This is a genomic window from Acinetobacter sp. YH01018 (genome assembly GCF_013420295.1).
Lineage (GTDB): Bacteria > Pseudomonadota > Gammaproteobacteria > Pseudomonadales > Moraxellaceae > Acinetobacter.
In genome coordinates, this window is record NZ_VOYL01000121.1 from 1 (window position 1) to 1,242 (window position 1,242).

A 1,242-nucleotide genomic window follows, 5' to 3' on the forward strand; every position below is an offset into this window, starting at 1 on the left:
GAGCGTTCTGGGGCATAGGGGTGCTTCCTATAAATTCTCAATCTTTAAAATGAGTTTCTATGCGATGTTTAATTTTCTCTTTAGGAAAATTATTTTCTCTGTGAGAATTTATATAGGATTTTTTTTCAGACGTCTACGGCTTTAGGAAAGTTTTTTTATTTTTAGGAAAGTTTTTTAAATTATTGATTTTTATTAAGATGTGCGAAAGCACCAGCAGGAAATTAATCTCCTGCTGGCTAGATTTGGCTTAACATAAAACCTCTACCCGATGAAACTGCTTCAGCTGTAACAATGCCTGAAAAGGCTGGGCAGACTGCATCAAATGATTCATCTGTTCATGAAACTGCTGAACCAGACCCTGATTGCATCGAATCAGCCAGCCTTTCATAAACTTTTTGTTCATATTCAGCATATACACCTCACAGGTGGTCGGTGTTAATAAGCGAATTTTCTTAATCACAAAGTGTTCCGGATAGCTCATCGCATTCTCCTTTTACAAAATTCAATTGATAAAAAGCAAATACCGCGCCAAGTTTGCCAATAACCGATTTGGCCTGTTTGATGCCGGCTAAATCCGGTATTTATTCCTGATATGAATATTTTATGCATTAAAACTGCGCATCTGCTTGATGGCCTGCACCAAATTGCAGATCAGGAGAGCTCGGATAATTTCATCAATAGCAGTCCAGCCGTAATCAAAACGGCGGCTAAAATACGCATCAAGGTGGCCTGCTCGCCCAAGATCAAGATGCCCAGCAAAAATGCCCCGACCACACCTATGCCCGACCAAATGGTATAAGCCGTGCCTAGGGGCAGCGTACGCATGGCATAGCTCAACAGCAGAAAGCTTAAAATTACAAAAACCACTGTCATGAGGGTGGGGATCGGTTTGCTAAAACCGGCTGAAAGTTTCATGGAATAGGCCCAGATAATCTCAAAAATACCGGCCAGAACTAAAACTATCCATGCCATCTGTATTGACTCCCTGAATTAAGTTTTATGCCGGATCAGCTCAGCATACGGCTGATTTTAATACTGCGATGGCTGGCCAATTTTACCTATACCTCTAAAGGCATACTCATAAAAAGTAGCTGAATTTAAACAAGAAATATGGACAACGGCGTGTGTTTTTATATAAATTTTTACAAGAAATTAAATTTACTCTTAAGAATATCCATCTTGAGCACCTGAGTTTTGACTGCCTTAAATACCGGAGCAAATCGACCATGACGCAGCACACTT

Annotated in this window: 2 protein-coding genes; both read right to left on the bottom strand. The window is 40.1% G+C overall.

Going from position 1 to position 1,242, the window contains the following annotated elements:
- Positions 1-247: 247 nt before the first annotated feature.
- Entirely contained in the window at positions 248-481 is a 234-nt protein-coding gene (locus FTT83_RS15905) for a hypothetical protein (protein WP_004704298.1), read from the bottom strand.
- A 170-nt stretch (positions 482-651) separates the two neighbouring features.
- Positions 652-972: a multidrug efflux SMR transporter gene (locus tag FTT83_RS15910; protein ID WP_004704299.1), complete on the bottom strand. Its 321-nt coding sequence runs from the start codon at positions 970-972 to the stop codon at positions 652-654.
- Positions 973-1,242: the final 270 nt, after the last annotated feature.